Genomic DNA, 14,925 nt, shown 5'->3' on the forward strand with positions numbered 1-14,925 from the left:
CCACCAGCATTCATCCCCCACCAGTACCACCACCCGCCAACGCCCCATCGGCAACCCGCACCACCACCTAAAGCGCCTACACCAGGACACACAACAACCTCATCATTTTCTCTTGGCACAACCACATTCTCTTCTCCCAAAAGAGTGTTTTTCACATTCGAAAAAACTTCCCGATTAAGACAGCAAAAAACAAATGGGCCAAAATAAAAAATACAAGATCATATTTTTCTGTTGACAGTGTATGGAAAATAGTATTTAATGACAAATGCGGGGGATCTTTTTTTGCGTCTATATTTTCATCATTCTGTCTCTAGTGTGTAAATTCTCTAAAGATGAGAAACATAGTTTTTTAAAACAATGGGAACAGATGCGTGAAAAAGGTGATATCGTTTTTATTTGATTTCCTTTTTTGTACAAAAGAGTATGAAGAAACAAATCAGAATTAAAAAAACAAGTCATTGTCACATCAGCTTAACGCGTTTGTAAAATATGGTACATGTCTGAAATGTCAGACCATCAACAGAAATAACGACAAGCGCTCCATTGATCTACCCTACTCCCATAATAAAGCATAAACTTCAGAATATTCAGGGCAAAAACTGTCCAATGCGCTCTTGCAAGCACGCACAGAAGTAAACAATGGACCACCACGGATCACCTTTGAGAAAAACGCGCCCAAATTGGTAGAGATGAGGAATTTTGATCCTTTAAGACAGCAAGAAACACACTTGAAGAAAAGATGATATTTTCATTGACAGTGCATAAGAAGAGAACCCCTTAAACAGAGAAAATTTTCAGGAAAGCTTAGGAGGCGTGATTTTTCTTAAAAAGGAACCACTTTTGTCATAAAATTTGTATCACCAACGCAGGATAAGCAAAAAGCACGCATAAAGCTTTCATTTAAACGCCAAGATGCGGTTGCAAATGCACCCACATCTCTCTACTTTTATAGATTTTAAAGATGCAAAAAACACCAGGCTTATCGCTTTCAAAAGGTCTATCATTCTGGTTAAAAAGCCTTCTTTTAAAAATTGCTAAGGCCTTATGAATAACCCCATCGGTCTCACCTTAAAATATAAAAAATCAATGATAAACATTTTTAGGATATCATTTTGCCCTAATGAACAAAATAATATTGAGTGTTGATTATGAATACGGAGAATGAATACCATGAAACCACGCGGTTCAAAAAATACTTCCCATAGTTCATCACAAACGCAGGAAGGTGCATGTACAAGTGAATCATTAGAAAGTCTTGCTCAAGATTTAGAGAAATGCACCCTTGAAAAAGAAACAAAGATCCCATTCAGTCATGAACAATTAAAAGACATAATCGTAGATCCAGAAAAGGATATTGTGCATGATAACTGGTTCAAACACAATCACCATTATGCATCTACAGATGTTAAAATGATGCCAGCGCTGATAGAAAAGGCGAATCGTAAACATCCAGGATTAAATCTTAAACTTATTACAACATCTCAAGACCTTGTTTCTTCAATAAAAGAAGCCATTAATAACGGAGTTCAATCTTCTAGGTATATCATAAATACAACGGATATGGGAATCCATTTCGTAGCGCTTGATCAAAGAACCATGGCTGGCAAGACATCTCTAATCGTTTTCGAGCCAACAACATTCCAGAATGAAGTACCACTCTTGTTAGCGATAAGAATACAACAAACTGTTCAAAACCACTTGCCTGAATGTTCCTTCACCAAGGTGGAGATGGATATTCAACGAAGTTCCTCTGAATGTGGAATATTGAGTTTAGCGCTTGCCAAAAAGCTTCATACTCAATTTGACAAATTGACAAGAATGCACGAGGACAACATAAGCGGTATGCTAAATACAACAAGTTTTACTTTGCGTTTTGATAGGGCAGATCTTTATCTTCCACCGGCTTTTTACAAACACACACAAGGTGCAAGACGTCTTAAGGAATATATAAGATCAAATCCGGGTTCTGAAAATGAAAAAGTGAATAAAAAAGATGAAACGCTTTTAACGCGATTTGACAAAAACTCAGTTGCACCAAAGGGAAAAGCTGTCTCTGTTTCGCTCCATAAGAAAAGGGTCTCTGAATACAAAACTCTGATGCTATAATTCTCATATTTTTACCACTATGCACAATGAATCACTGCCTTCAGGTTTATGAATGGAAGGGGTGGGCTGTTTATGTTGGCCAATTCACCTCCTGTTTGGGTTTGTAGGATGCAAGTAATGCAGTGATCCGTTTGCCTGTGAGGGTGAAATTGAGTGGCCATCAATCTCTCCCTGAAAAGAGAAGGGGCAAAACATGCAATTCTTTTGCAAGAGCATAAGCGAGAGGCGGTAATATTTTTGAAAAGTTCTTTCCATTTCCATAAAGTCTCTCCAGGATGAGCACTTTTCATCCCGAGTTCCGATACAGCAATGACACTCTACAATTCCAATCCTATAGGGTGCTCTAAGAACATCGTCCACCAATAGAACTCCATGCCACCAAAACTTCATGGTTTCATCCAAGTTTTACCCCTTACTTGCCCTTGAAGGATTGAGAAAGCAATTATTTTTAAAAAACCAGTCTTCCTCACAGTCAGGAAGAATTTTTTCATAAAAAAATTCTTTTAAGGAATACAGCTTAAAAGCCTATCATTCTCATTTAGAAAGCCTTTTTACGAAAATTTCTAAGACTTTAGCAATGGTCTTATCTTTTCACTTTTCAAGAGAAAAAAATCAACATTCAACACCACTTAAACAGAATTTTGCCATAAAAAATACAGTAATTTTACCATAATTAATAAAAGGGTACTAAATGTTGATTATGAATACGAAGGATTAATATTATGAAACCACACGGCTCAAAAGATACCGCTCATAGTTCGCAACAAACGCAGAGCGGTAGTGAAGAAGGACATGTTGCACAAGGCGCCAGCGCTGCAGAAGGAGATTCTTTACAGCGTAAAGAAGAAATGGTAGCTATTATTGCAAGCTTAGAGGCAGATCTCGCCAGTGGTCATTGGATCGATAAACGCTATGCAGATCTAGATCTTAAGCTGATGCCAGATTTTGTAGAACAAGCAAATAAAAAATATCCGAGTATGAATCTTAAATTTTCTATGAAACCTGAAAATTTTGCCCAATTAGTAAAAGAAACCATTGAGGCTGGAGTTCACTCTTCCCAATTTATACTGGGCATCAATGATAAGAGCCCTCATTTTGGAGTGGTTGATCTTAGAAAAATCAATAATAAGACATCTTTGATATTTTTTTCACCTTCAACACTCAATGACACTGTGTCAGCAGTACTAGCAGTAAGAGCACAAATATCCGTTCACAAAGCAAATTTACCGGATTGTCATTATTCTACGGTGGACATGAATATTCAGCACACCCCCGGCGACAGTGGAATATTGAGTTTAGCGCTTGCCAAAAAACTTCATACCGATGCGCATTGTGTAGCAAAAATGCACGATGATAATGTACAGGGTCTGTTAGCTACACCGGAAAACCCTTTATCTCCTGAAAGAGTAGATAAGTATCTTTCACCGCGGTTTTACAAACACACGCAACTTGAATCGCGTCTTGAGAAATATATAAGGGCAAATCCGGGAGCTGAAAACGCAGAGGTTAACAAAAAAAAGGAAAGTCTTCCAGAGAGATTTGGCAAAAACTTAGTTGCAGCAGAAGGAAAAGCGGTCTCTACTTCACCACAGAGAAAAAGAATTACTGAATGCAAATCTCTGTCGTTATAATTTCCATATTTTTACCAATATGCACATGAATAAGCACTGCATTTAGGTTTATGGATGAAAGGGGTGGGTTTGTTTATGTTGGCAAATTCACCTCTTGTTTAGGTTTGTAGGATACGAGCAACGTAAGCAGTTTGCCTTTGCGCGTGGAATTACGCTGCTTTCTCAAAAGAGGTACATCAGTTCTCTCAAAAATTCCAGAGTCATTGAGAGATCATAAAGATCTCACTGAATACTGAAAAAGCAAAACATTGAATGCTTCTGCAAGAGCATAAGCGAGAGGTGATATATATTTTAAAAAGTTCTTTCTAGAAAATTTTTTCAGGATGAGCACTTTTCATCCCGAGTTTTTGTGCGCCAATAACACATTACAATTCCAATCTTATAGCGCTGTCCGAACGCCACCACCCACCAGCAACCCGCACCGCCCACCAGCAACCCGCACCGTCCACCAGTAACCCACACCGCCCACCAGCAACCCGCACCGTCTACCAGCAACCCGCACCGCCCACCAGTAACCCACACCGCCCACCAGCAACCCACACCGCCCACAAACCAACCACACCGTGGCCCCATTCACCACCCTCATGGTTTCGTCACAGTTTCATTTCTTTCTTATTTTTTAAGATCGAGAAAGAAATCAATTTTTAGAATGTCAGCCTCCCATCATGGGAGGCTTTTTTTATGGAGGAGCTTATGCGAAAAATATCAAAAGAAGGACTTGCCCTGATTAAGCAATGGGAAGGTTTGCGTTTGAGTGCCTATAAAGATGCCATTGGTGTGTGGACAATCGGCTATGGACATACAAACAATGCCGGAAAACCTTTTGTGCATAAAGGTATGGTAATCACTGAAGAGCAAGCCGAGGAATTTCTTTGTCAAGACTTGCAAAAATTTGAAAATGCCGTTGAGCAAATGGTTCAAGTTCCCTTAACGGATCAACAATTCGCGGCATTGGTATCCTTTTGCTATAATATAGGAACAGCAGCCTTTTGTAACTCGACTCTGTTAAAGAAACTCAATAACGGTGAATATGAAGCAGTGCCATCCGAATTACAGAAATGGACCAAAGCGGGCGGCAAACGTTTACAAGGCCTTGTACATCGGCGCGCAGCAGAAACAGGGTTATGGGCGAAAGGCGCTTATGTTTCCTCCAACTACCAAACCATGGAAACGCAAGCACCAACAGGACTTTTTAAAGCAGAAGCACTTGCCCCAATCATTGGCTCTTTTTCAGGGCTGGGAGGCTTGTTAGCAGGCAATGGTCCCATTCAATGGGCACTAGCCGCCATGATGATTTTAGCGGCATGTGCTGGCATTTTCTTTGTTGCTAAACGTTTTCAGGAGCATCGTCTATGATCTGGTGGATGAAAAAAAATCTTGTACCAACAGGAGCGGCTTTAGCCGCTTTTTTTATAGCTTTAGCAAAAGCTTTTACCCTTGGAAAAAAGGTTGAACAGCAAAAGCAAACAGAAAATTCTTTAAAGGAAGCAAAAACACGACTTGAGGTGGAAAATGAAGTTAATCAGAAAAGTGATGCTGATGTGCGTACTGCTCTCTCTGACTGGTTGCATGACCAATAAATATACTGCTTCTTGTGTTGGTTGGTTGCCCATTTATTTAAGTCGGCAAGATCTTTCTGTTATCAGTTTTGGCTTAGCAAGAGAGATCTTAAAACATAATAGGCTTGGTGAACGCTTATGTGGGTGGAAACATGGACAGAAAAAAAACTGAAAAACGCATCAAGCTTACAGAAGCAGAAAAAAGGATGCTTCAAGAAATCATCGTTACCTACCAAAGTATGAAAATGATGTCTCGCTTGATGAAATGGATTGCATTCATCATCTTTTTATTGATCCTTGATGTTGCCCGCCTTATGGATGCAATAGAGAATGTTTTTTCACATTTAAAACATTGGTTTTCAAAGAATTAGGCATTTAATTTATATGTGTTCAATATCATTTTCAAAGCGAGAAAAACGTAAGCAAAGCATCAAGACAATGCTTTGAAAAACAACAGGCGTTTGTTGTTTTCACTTATATTGTTTTTACTTACGCTCCAAATAAGTTAGAGAATATCTGTTATTGTTCGCAACAATAAAACTCTTATAGTGTTTTATTTTTTCTATAACTGTAGATTTTTTAATGAAGATGTGTATAATGTAATCTTTCATTTTAAAATAAATTGGGTGTTTAAATGAATACAAAATGTTTAGCTACAATTTTTGTTACGACTTTATTTATAAATTCTCCAGTGCAAGCGGCTGATACCAGTATTTATCCGGTAGGAACAAGAAATAGTTCCGTTTATCCAGTGCAAGCAGCAAACAATATTTCCTATCCAGCATCGCGATCAAATTATCCATCGACGGTTGTTTCTCCACCTTTTTCCTGGGCCGGGATCTACTTTGGAGGGCAGATTGGTGGTTTTTCGAGCACAAATGCCTTCACTTACTCTGAGGATATTCAGAGTGGAAAATGGGTTTGGATTAATAAAAATTTACACCCTAAATTTTCAGGATTCATCGGGGGTTTTTATGGAGGAACGAATATTGATATAGGCAGTGACTTTATTATCGGTATTGATGCAGATGTGGTCTTCTCTGGTAAAAAAAACACCAAGACGGATAACGGAAGAAAAATTAAAAATTCTGACGAATTAGCTTCTATTGAAGCAACGCTTCAACAAGCTGGCATTCCGATCATAAGGCCTGGTGCTCCGGATGAAACGATACCCAATATTGGTCATACTGTTGTAAACAGTATTACTTTAAAAGAAAAATGGGGGGGTGCTATACGCGTACGTCTTGGTTTGACTTCTCATTATGTTATGCCGTACATTTCTATTGGTGTTGCCTATGCACAGATGCAATATACCGCATCGCTTTTGGCGGAATCCCGGGAGGAATCATTTATATTCGCTTCTGGCAATGTGTTTGACAAAGCAACGATGATGGTTGGGTATACATTTGGTGGCGGAATTGATTTTGCAGTAACCGAGAATATTGTTTTGCGTGCAGAATACCGTTATTCGGATTTTGGTCAAAAGACATTTGAACAAGATAAACTTCAGGTTGACTACAAAACGAATGACTTCCGCTTTGGTTTTGCTTACAAGTTTTAATTTGCTGCATAATTGAACTGCCAAAAACCCTGTTTTTGGCAGGGTTTTTATTTTTTTCTTACGTTGACAATATAACCCCTTAAAGCGTAAAAAAATCAATCAACGAAATTCGTATAGTTGCATAAAAGAGATGAATGATATTTACATTATGTCATTCACAATTTTTATCATAGTGTTTTTATATAAATAAATATAACGCGTAAAAAAGATTGTATTGTTGTTTTAAAAAATTAATTTCCTAGAGATTTCTGTAACCAAATTTCCTCCTGCATATTGCAAGATTTTTGCATTTCATCCCTGTTCACAATGAATCAACCAAAACCATTTCTTTGTCTCTCCAAGTGGAGTTCAGCTGTGGCTAAAAACCGATTAAGAAAGGCCTAAAAAATACCTCTCACAAACCATCTCAAGAGAAGATCCGTCGCAATTTTGTAAACCAACAAAAGTTATGATGATACCAGCTTGCACCTTGTATAAGTAAAAATGGCAATATCCTATAGATGTTGCATCACACCATCCATCAAGCACCGTGAAAAGATAGGCTTCATGAACATTGAGAGAGAGATTCCTTCAAAACAAGTGCATCCATTCGTAACATAATATTGTTCTGTTTTGTATAAAGACCACAGCTCCTCTTAGGAGAAAATTCTTGTTGACCACCTATCTCACGCACCTTATAGGCTTAAACCAGCAAAATCTGCTCTCCATATCGCCTTTCAACTTAACGATGATCCAACATTTCAATCCATAAACATATTTTGTAAGCATATCGGATTAGTATTTCAAGGATTGTTGTTTTTCTTATCTATTTGCCTCATTCGAAAGAAGACCGAAATCAGACGCGAATGATATCGCATTTTATTTCTGGATATACCCTCTATCATCATCCCGAAGGATAGGTCTACAGCACACCAAACAATCTATCAGTGCCACGCATGAGACAAATTTTCTGGCAATAAGGGGGCATACCTATAAAGTGGTGCGGGTGGTCGGACTCGAACCGACACTCCTCTCGGAACCAGATTTTGAGTCTGGCGCGTCTACCAGTTCCACCACACCCGCATACTGCCATAAAGGACAGACTTGTTCATTATTTCTCTGCACTATATGAAGAAGGAGAGATTCGTCAACACCCGATTTTTTGTTTTTTTAAAATCCGTATTATTTTTGCCTCTTTCATTTTATTGAAGCTTCTGTTTCATAGGATTTATGAGGGACAATTTGTAAAATTTTTACTTCTTCAACTTATGAAAGTTCTCATGATCTTAAAAAGACTAAAGCTTTGGACGGTTTCTTTAGCAAATCGGCGTACGGCGCCCCATTGGCTTGGGTTTATTGCCTTTATTGAAAGTTCTGTTTTTCCAATTCCGGTAGATGTTTTATATATCCCGATGATACTTGTTCATCCCAAACGGGCTTATCGCTATGCTTTTATTGCGACTGTGTGTTCTGTTTTGGGAGGAATAGCAGGTTGGTTTATTGGACATTTTGCCTATGCTACACTTGCCAAACCGATTTTAGAATTTTACGGTAAAGTTGAAAGTTTTGAAGCACTGCACAACAGTGCAACACTGCAATTTCTTGTCCTTTTATTGATCACTTCAGGTTTTTTACACCTTCCCCCGATCAAGATTGTCACGATTTTAGCAGGTGTCACTGATATGCATCTTGAGCTTTTCATTCTTATCTGTATTTTTGCTCGGGGAGCTCGTTTTTATCTGCTTGCGTGGCTCATTCAACGATTTGGACAACAAATAATGAATTTTCTTTTCCACCATTTCAAATGGATTGTCCTCATTTGTTGTGTTACTCTCCTATTGGTTTATGGAGTTTTCGCAGTTTTTATAAACAACTCTTTTTTTTATTTTAAGGAATATGCTCAATGGCACGCATTTTGTCTTGTCAAAATCTCTTAAAGAAGCATTTTCATCTTAAACCGAGCAGTAAAGAGCTCAGTTTATGGGCTTTTTTTCTAGCATTTTGCCTATCAAGCACGATAGGCTTAGCCCTTGGTTTTGAATATATCGGAGGATATCTTCCCTGTAATTTATGCCTCATTGAGCGTCTTCCGTATTACGGTGCCCTGCCCTTTTTGCTTTTAGCGGGTTTTGGAACGTGGTTTTTCCGCATATCTTTTGTAGCGCAACTTTTATTTTTTTGCGTTTTTGTTTTAATGGCCATCAGCTTTGTGTTAGCAATATACCATGCAGGTACTGAATATGGCTTTTGGCCAGCTCCCACCAGTTGTAGTTTAAACATGATAAGAAAAACAACAGATGTTAACCAACTATTCGATCTCTTGAACAACATCCATCCTCCTTCTTGTTCTGAAGTGTCTGTGCGCTTTCTTTTTCTCTCATTTGCCAGCTGGAATGTTGTTGCCAGTCTATTTTACATGCTTATCAGCCTTTATATTGCTTCAAAAGGGTTGCTCTTAGGCTCTCAAAAAAGATATCTGTAAAATCAAGGTGGAACCACGTGCTCCGGTTGCTACCCAGCACCCTTCCTCCTAGCACCAGCCCGGTCCCAACATCTTTCCCTGTCCTAGACTGAAAAGAAAAAATAACAGACACAATACATTTTATTATTTTGCCTCTCTGTACGCGCCGGCCATATAAAGAATTTCATAAAGTTGTCACTCTTATGCTTTTAAGCATTTACCACATTGACATCATTGATTTTTTTAAAAATAAGCATATATGGCATCAGCAGTGGTGGCTGCTTGCCCAAAAGGGGAGAGAGGAACGAAGGCGTAGGCAAGCACTCTTTTCATCATTTAAAATACTCAACACCGTCATGGACATAATCACATAAGAGAGAAAACACCACATCATTAATATCTGGTTCTTGTGGAGGCGCTGGCTTATTTTGTTTTCTCCTTTAACCAATTTCACGTTCTGTCCATACCAATCTTACGCATTAAAGTTCTTTTCTTCTTATCACTCTCTTTTTCCAATTTTTTAATTTTAGATTGACTTTCATTTTTTTCTCTTATATTTTTAGAATAATTCTAAAGTAAAAAGGGCAAAAAAATGTTGAAATCGTTTTTTTCATTTGTAAAACGAAAAGCATTATCTTTTCGTTCGGCACAAAAAACGATTATTCAAGCGCTTAAAACAAAAAAACACCACGCGGCTCTCTATTTAAAATACGCAAAAGTTTTAGCACCTTATTCCTCTAAGCAAGCAGCCATTTTTAAAGCAATGGGCATCCAGGAGCTTGAAAATTATAGGCGTCTTCTGTGTCTTTCTTGCAACAATCGAGCAAGAACTATGGACTCGCTGTGTGCACAGCCTTCTCTTGTCACAAGTGCAACAACAAGCAACCCGCATCCTATAAGTTCTCAAACAAAAACGGCAAATAAAAACACAAAAAAGCCATCAAAAACACAAAAACAGATCCTTTTGACATGGATTCAACCTGGTCTTGCAGGTTTAATGGATGGATCTGTATCCACTCTAGCCCCGATTTTTGCTGCGGCCTTTGCCACAGGAGATACCCACCAAACTTTTTTGATAGGGCTCTCTGCTTCGGTTGGTGCAGGTCTTTCGATGGGTTTTACAGAAGCAGCCCATGACGATGGAAAATTATCAGGACGTGGTTCTCCCTTTAAAAGGGGTCTTGCCAGCGGCATCATGACAACGTTAGGAGGATTAGGGCACACGCTTCCTTATTTGATCCACTCTTTTTATGTCGCAACAGTGATTGCATTTATTATTGTTTTTTTCGAACTCTGGGCCATAGTTTGGATTCAAAATAAATTTATGTCGACTCCTTTTTGGCGCGCATCATTACAGGTTATCATTGGTGGTGCTCTTGTTTTTGCCACGGGCATTCTCATTGGCAGCGTTTGAAAGGTGTGCACAACCACACCCGCACTGGGGACAACCAGCCGTCTATGCACCTTACCGACTTGTTTTATGAGCGGCTTTTGCTAAAGTAGTGTTTATATTTTAGATCTGTTATTTTGGGAATGTCTCGACCATGCCTCACACGCAAGCCAATGCACACCTCGACAACCAAGAGAATGCTTTTTCCTCCCCTATCTCCCCTCAATCTTCACGGCCAGTAACTTTATCGATCGAGCGTCTTGAGCATGGAAAAGGCTTAGAACTTCCTCATTATGCCACAGCTGGCTCTGCTGGTCTTGATCTACGCGCAGCACTTGGTGAAGAAGAAACGGTTGTGCTTTCACCTGGACAACGTGCACTTATTCCAACGGGGCTCGTTTTTCATCTTCTCCCCGGGTTTGAAGCACAAATCCGTCCACGTTCAGGCTTAGCCTTAAAGCATGGCATCACCTGTTTAAACACGCCTGGAACAATTGATAGCGATTACCGTGGGGAAGTTAAAGTTCTTCTCATCAATTGTGGAGAAGAAGACTTTACCATTGAACGAGGCATGCGCATTGCACAAACCGTTATCGCACCGGTTATTCAAGTTAATGTTTGCGCATTTGAACCGGATGAAAAAGTGCAGATACAAAGCAATGCGGGAGGTCGAGGAACAGGGGGATTTGGTTCAACAGGACAGACTTAAACAATACTTGGGATAAGCAGCACATGGTGCGAAAAGCAACAGGTGTGTTGTCATCAAGATAAGGCGTATAGCTTACAATGGGTCTTGTTTTTTCATCTTCTCCCCGGGTTTAAAGCACAAATCCATCCACGTTCAGGTTTAGCTTTAAAGCATGGCATCACCTGTTTAAACACGCCTGAAACAATTGATAGCGCTTACTGTAGTAAAGTTAAAGTTCTTCTCATCAATTGTGGAGAAGAAAGCTTTACCATTGAACGAGGCATGCGCATTGCGCAAACGGTCATCGCGCCGGTTATTCAAGGGGATGTTTGTGCATTTGAACCGGACGAAAAGCGCATGTCCACGGCAATGCGAAAAATCGGAGAAGCAAAAGACCAAAAGAATTTTGCTGCAATGAGAAAGACTGCAAGAGTAAACGGGCAAGTCCCGTACATTACGGGAGAGGAGAAGGGTGTTCCATTGTAGGACTGGTGGAACTGTTGACCACATAGTCTGATGCACGCACTGCAGCCCCCCCTTGCACATCTCCCCCAGTATTCCCCGTTGTATTATCTGCTACGGTATTTGGCGTCCCCACCGCTCCATGACTTGCTGGATTTTTTGCCACAACATTGGAAGATTTTTGCAATCCCATAAGACCGACTTTCGTATAGCCGGCATTTCGTATTTGATTAAGCAAATCCACAACAGCCCCATACTCGATTTCGCTATCGGCTTTAATCAAAATTTTTGTCTCTTTGTTTTGGTTTGTTTCCTTCAACAAGGTTTCCCTAAACGCTGTTTGGCTGATAAGAGTCTCACCAACATAAAGCGAATGATCTTTTTGCAAAGTCACATAAAGAGGCTCATCAGGTTGGATCACCGAAGGAGCTTGGGTTATGGAGGGCAGTTGAACGGGAATAACAGATGTTGCCAACGGTGCAGCCACCATAAAAACAATAAGCAACACCAAAACAACATCAATAAAAGGGGTTACATTAATTTCGTTGTGCAACCCACTCTCATCGAAATCCCAATCATCATTAAATCCTGCCTTCATTTTTTATGACTTTTCTGTTTTCTATGTCTATCGAGTTCACGGCTCAAGAGCCTTTCCAGTGCAGCGGCAATATCGCCTAAATCATTGCGATAACTACTCAAAGCACGCATGAGACTGTTATACATCACAACGGCGGGAATAGCTACAAAAAGCCCCACAGCTGTTGCCAATAAGGCTTCGGCAATTCCAGGAGCAACCACATCGAGCCGAGTTGTTTGCGACTGTGCAATACCGATAAAAGAATTCATGATCCCCCAAACCGTTGCGAAAAGACCAACAAAGGGCGCAATAGCACCAATAGTTGCAAGAACAGTGCTTCCACATGCAACACGCCTTGTAGCAGCTAACAAGCAGCGTGACAAAAGCGAATGAACCCTCTCCTTTACACCCTCATTCATATCACGCGTAATTTCTTCATACCGATTGACCTCCTCATAAAACAGGGGATATTCATCAGCAACGGTTTGTGTCTCTTTTTTCACCCCTTGTTTTACACTGGCTCTTTCACCAGAGCCTTCACCGCCCCCTTCAGTTCCAGAAAAATGAAGCTGTTGTGTAGAAAGATAGACTTCTTTAAGGACTTCTTTTAGAAAAAACACACCGGCTCCTTTGCTCTCTTTCAAGCTAGCAGCTAAACGCGTGAGAGTTTGCGCATGAAGAGTCAATTGCAGTTCGTAACGCGCTCTTCGTTTTGCCAAAGTAATTTCAACGATTTTGACAAAAGCAATTGTCCAAGAAACAAGAGAAGCAAACAACAAAAGAAGAAGAACGGCTTTTACAACAAAATCAGCCGCCATAAACATAGAAAAAAGGGAAAGATCATGTGCTGCAAATACAGCAGATGTGCTCTCTAAGGGTACTGTCTTAGATTCCATTTCTGTCTCATACGGTTGTAGTTTTCTATTTTAATCTTACAGCTGTGCCATCATCCCCCGTAGCATCGACTTTTCTAAAATGCCATGTCCCTCTTAATATCACTCTGTATTCGTCTTAAGAAATAAAGCTTGATAAATCAAGTGTAGTTTTATTTCAGGAAACATCTCTTTCAAGAGGGATTTTTAAAGAAATTTTTCTCTCTACATCTCCAAGGAAATTGATCGCACCACAAGACTTCAAAAACAAGATGCATATTTTATTAATAGTTTTATTTATCAAGATAATTTATGGAATACCCTCTCAATCTGTACACCAAAATATAACACTATTTTTTCACTTCACAGCCTCTGTTTCAAAGGCATTAAAAAAAACCATTTTCTTACCCCTCGTAAAAATCCATACACCACACACGGGTAACATCTGTTAAAAGATAACACACCATATCTAAAAGATAACACACCATATCGCCCCCAGACAAAATAGAGAGCAACATTGAAATCTCACCAACATCACGATGGAATTGTTTTATTCTTTCACAAGTGTAAGAACAGGGATGCACAATAAATTTTTGGTCCCCCACTTCAAAGACAAAATAAATTTAACAAGCAAGCAAACTTTATTTTATGCAAAACGCTTCTCAATTGAACAAAGAGAGGGAACTAAAAAAGCCGTTTGACGTTACCAAAGCAGTGAATTTTTACTCCAAAGCAAATGATCACTATGAACACACAAACACTAAGTAAAATGATGCGTTTAGAGAGGAAAAGAGTATCATGGCAAACAATAAACTAACCGAGAAAAATAAACCAGCAGCCGAAAAAGATCTCCAAGGACAGCTAGAGAAGCTCCGCGGTGAAATTTCGAGCATCACCACAGCCTTAACAGATGTTGGTGCAAAAAAACTGAACACTGCCAAAAACAAGGCAGAAGAATTGTATAACTCAGCGAAGGAAAACGGTGAAGATATTCTCTCTCAAGCGAAAGAAAAAATCACTGAACTTGAGGAAACCATGAATCACCATGTTCGTAAAAATCCTGGCAAAAGTGTTTTATTTGCAGCAGGTGTTGGTTTTATTCTTGCTCAAATATTGCGTCGCTAATCAATGCATAAGTTTATCACTCCTCTTTTAAACCACCTTGTTGGTGGAGGTCTTAAAAGCACAGTCAAGCAAGTACGTCTTCAAGCAATTTTCTATGGGTTTATAGGCGTTGCATTATTGATGTCGCTACTGTTTTTATGCATCCTTGGCTTTATTGCGTTATGTTCGATTATGAATCCGCTTGCAGCAGCGAGTACGATGTTCTTCATTTGGCTTTTTCTTGCAGGCTTAGGAGTTTTCATAAGCCGCATTCTCAAAGCTTATCAACACTACGATCAGCAAAAGAAATCGGAAGAACAACGCCATAAACTTATGACAGATGCAACACTTTCCGGCATTACGTTTTTAAGCCAACATCTCCCTTTTGCCAAATTGGGCATTCCAGTGCTTGGAATTGCGAGCTATTTTCTGTGGAAAAAAGATAAAAAAGACCGCTTTTCAGACTAAGATATGCAATCCTAAACTTCTAACCCCCTGGTGTTTTCTTTCATTTGAGAGGAAACACCTTTTTCAT

General features: G+C 39.5%; 16 protein-coding genes and 1 tRNA gene. 13 read left to right on the forward strand and 4 right to left on the reverse strand.

Annotated features, from left to right (window positions below):
• Window positions 1-1,170 precede the first annotated feature (1,170 nt).
• The 6 genes from J7R07_RS02200 (at window position 1,171) to J7R07_RS02225 (ending at window position 6,857) form a co-directional block, all read left to right on the forward strand.
• Window positions 1,171-2,106, forward strand: a complete 936-nt coding sequence (locus tag J7R07_RS02200) for a YopJ/AvrA family T3SS effector serine/threonine acetyltransferase (RefSeq protein WP_208435318.1) — start codon at window positions 1,171-1,173, stop codon at window positions 2,104-2,106.
• A 722-nt stretch (window positions 2,107-2,828) separates the two neighbouring features.
• The gene (locus tag J7R07_RS02205) at window positions 2,829-3,737 is read left to right on the forward strand and encodes a YopJ/AvrA family T3SS effector serine/threonine acetyltransferase (protein WP_208435319.1); all 909 of its coding nucleotides are present in this window, start codon (window positions 2,829-2,831) and stop codon (window positions 3,735-3,737) included.
• Between the two features lie 693 nt (window positions 3,738-4,430).
• Window positions 4,431-5,093 (forward strand): lysozyme, encoded by a 663-nt coding sequence (locus J7R07_RS02210; protein WP_208435320.1) that lies wholly within the window; start codon window positions 4,431-4,433, stop codon window positions 5,091-5,093.
• Window positions 5,090-5,317, forward strand: coding sequence for a hypothetical protein (locus J7R07_RS02215; protein ID WP_208435321.1), 228 nt, complete (start codon window positions 5,090-5,092; stop codon window positions 5,315-5,317). The genes J7R07_RS02210 and J7R07_RS02215 overlap by 4 nt, the downstream gene beginning before the upstream one ends.
• Window positions 5,318-5,448: 131 nt before the next feature.
• The gene (locus J7R07_RS02220; protein ID WP_208435322.1) at window positions 5,449-5,667 is read left to right on the forward strand and encodes a hypothetical protein; all 219 of its coding nucleotides are present in this window, start codon (window positions 5,449-5,451) and stop codon (window positions 5,665-5,667) included.
• A gap of 263 nt (window positions 5,668-5,930) precedes the next feature.
• Window positions 5,931-6,857 (forward strand): outer membrane protein, encoded by a 927-nt coding sequence (locus J7R07_RS02225; protein WP_208435323.1) that lies wholly within the window; start codon window positions 5,931-5,933, stop codon window positions 6,855-6,857.
• 544 nt (window positions 6,858-7,401) lie between these two features.
• Here the strand turns inward: J7R07_RS02225 and J7R07_RS08485 are convergent.
• On the reverse strand, window positions 7,402-7,530 hold the full coding sequence (locus J7R07_RS08485) for a hypothetical protein (protein ID WP_281384536.1): 129 nt from the start codon (window positions 7,528-7,530) through the stop codon (window positions 7,402-7,404).
• A 304-nt stretch (window positions 7,531-7,834) separates the two neighbouring features.
• Window positions 7,835-7,919 (reverse strand) — tRNA-Leu (locus tag J7R07_RS02230).
• Between the two features lie 197 nt (window positions 7,920-8,116).
• Here J7R07_RS02230 and J7R07_RS02235 point away from each other — a divergent pair.
• From J7R07_RS02235 to J7R07_RS02255, 5 genes are all read left to right on the forward strand, one after another.
• Window positions 8,117-8,773 carry a YqaA family protein gene (locus tag J7R07_RS02235; protein WP_246464850.1) on the forward strand — a complete coding sequence of 219 codons (657 nt, stop codon included), beginning with the start codon at window positions 8,117-8,119 and terminating at the stop codon, window positions 8,771-8,773.
• Window positions 8,740-9,318: a disulfide bond formation protein B gene (locus tag J7R07_RS02240; RefSeq protein WP_208435324.1), complete on the forward strand. Its 579-nt coding sequence runs from the start codon at window positions 8,740-8,742 to the stop codon at window positions 9,316-9,318. Before J7R07_RS02235 ends, J7R07_RS02240 begins: the two co-directional genes overlap by 34 nt.
• A gap of 571 nt (window positions 9,319-9,889) precedes the next feature.
• The gene (locus J7R07_RS02245; protein WP_208435325.1) at window positions 9,890-10,711 is read left to right on the forward strand and encodes a VIT1/CCC1 transporter family protein; all 822 of its coding nucleotides are present in this window, start codon (window positions 9,890-9,892) and stop codon (window positions 10,709-10,711) included.
• A gap of 130 nt (window positions 10,712-10,841) precedes the next feature.
• Window positions 10,842-11,396: a dUTP diphosphatase gene (gene dut, locus J7R07_RS02250; RefSeq protein ID WP_208435326.1), complete on the forward strand. Its 555-nt coding sequence runs from the start codon at window positions 10,842-10,844 to the stop codon at window positions 11,394-11,396.
• A 42-nt stretch (window positions 11,397-11,438) separates the two neighbouring features.
• A complete protein-coding gene (locus J7R07_RS02255) occupies window positions 11,439-11,861 on the forward strand; it encodes a dCTP deaminase/dUTPase family protein (RefSeq protein WP_281384537.1) in 423 nt (140 codons plus the stop codon).
• On the opposite strand, the gene J7R07_RS02260 is transcribed toward J7R07_RS02255, so the two are convergent.
• On the reverse strand, window positions 11,830-12,435 hold the full coding sequence (locus tag J7R07_RS02260) for a biopolymer transporter ExbD (protein WP_208435327.1): 606 nt from the start codon (window positions 12,433-12,435) through the stop codon (window positions 11,830-11,832). The two genes, J7R07_RS02255 and J7R07_RS02260, sit on opposite strands and share 32 nt — an antisense overlap.
• Window positions 12,432-13,310: a MotA/TolQ/ExbB proton channel family protein gene (locus J7R07_RS02265; protein ID WP_208435328.1), complete on the reverse strand. Its 879-nt coding sequence runs from the start codon at window positions 13,308-13,310 to the stop codon at window positions 12,432-12,434. The genes J7R07_RS02260 and J7R07_RS02265 overlap by 4 nt, the downstream gene beginning before the upstream one ends.
• A 774-nt stretch (window positions 13,311-14,084) precedes the next feature.
• Between J7R07_RS02265 and J7R07_RS02270 the strand changes: the two genes are divergently transcribed.
• Both J7R07_RS02270 and J7R07_RS02275 read left to right on the forward strand, forming a co-directional pair.
• A complete protein-coding gene (locus J7R07_RS02270; protein ID WP_208435329.1) occupies window positions 14,085-14,411 on the forward strand; it encodes an ElaB/YgaM/YqjD family protein in 327 nt (108 codons plus the stop codon).
• A 3-nt stretch (window positions 14,412-14,414) separates the two neighbouring features.
• Window positions 14,415-14,858, forward strand: a complete 444-nt coding sequence (locus tag J7R07_RS02275) for a phage holin family protein (protein ID WP_208435330.1) — start codon at window positions 14,415-14,417, stop codon at window positions 14,856-14,858.
• The last annotated feature ends 67 nt before the right edge of the window (window positions 14,859-14,925 follow it).

The sequence above is a fragment of the Bartonella phoceensis genome (genome assembly GCF_902825145.1).
Lineage (GTDB): Bacteria > Pseudomonadota > Alphaproteobacteria > Rhizobiales > Rhizobiaceae > Bartonella > Bartonella phoceensis.